2 protein-coding genes are annotated in these 828 nt (G+C 67.6%); both read right to left on the reverse strand.

All coding sequences use genetic code 11. The features are described 5' to 3' along the window. Positions 1 to 346 (reverse strand): GTP-binding protein (locus tag AC1D1T_RS32805; RefSeq protein WP_477993542.1); only part of this gene is annotated, 346 nt, incomplete at its 3' end. Next, a partial coding sequence (gene cysD / locus AC1D1T_RS32810; protein WP_477993543.1) for a sulfate adenylyltransferase subunit CysD occupies positions 346 to 828 on the reverse strand: 483 nt, incomplete at its 5' end. The genes cysD and AC1D1T_RS32805, both read right to left, overlap by 1 nt.

An 828-nucleotide genomic window follows, 5' to 3' on the forward strand; every position in this document is an offset into this window, starting at 1 on the left:
CCGCCGCATCGCTGCCGGCCGCGGCCGTCACCATGTTGCGGGTGTACTGCTCATGGCCGGGGGCGTCGGCGATGATGAACTTGCGCTGCTTGGTCGCGAAGTAGCGGTAGGCCACGTCGATCGTGATGCCTTGCTCGCGCTCGGCCTCCAGGCCGTCGGTCAGCAGCGACAGGTCGATCGGCGCACCGGCGGCACGCTTCTCCAGCGTGTCGAGCTGGTCGGCCAGGATCGCGCGGCTGTCGAACAGCAGCCGGCCGATCAGCGTGCTCTTGCCGTCGTCGACGCTGCCGGCGGTGAGGAACCTCAAGGCGCGGTGGTCTTTCACTTGAACTTGCGGCGTGCTCATCAGAAATAGCCTTCCTTCTTGCGGCGTTCCATCGACGCATCGGAGGTGCGGTCGTCCATGCGGGTCGCGCCGCGCTCGCTCACCGTCACCTTCAGCGTCTCGGCGACGATCTCGGTCGCGTTGGCGGCCGGGCTTTCGACCGGGCAGGTGCAGGTCATGTCGCCGACGGTGCGAAAGCGCACCTCGGCCGTCTCGACCACCTCGCCGGCTTCCGGCGGCGTCACGTCGGTCAGCGGCACCAGCAGGCCCTTGCGGCGGATCACCTGGCGGTCGTGTGCGTAGTACAGATTCGGCAGCGGGATGTTCTCGCGGGCGATGTACAGCCACACGTCGAGCTCGGTCCAGTTGCTGATCGGGAACGCGCGCATGTGCTCGCCCGGCTTGATGCGGGTGTTGAACAGCGTCCACAGCTCGGGGCGCTGCTCCTTCGGCTGCCATTGGCCGAAGCTGTCGCGGTGCGAGAAGATGCGCTCCTTCGCGCG

It is taken from the genome of Rhizobacter sp. P2_H3, assembly GCF_056403355.1.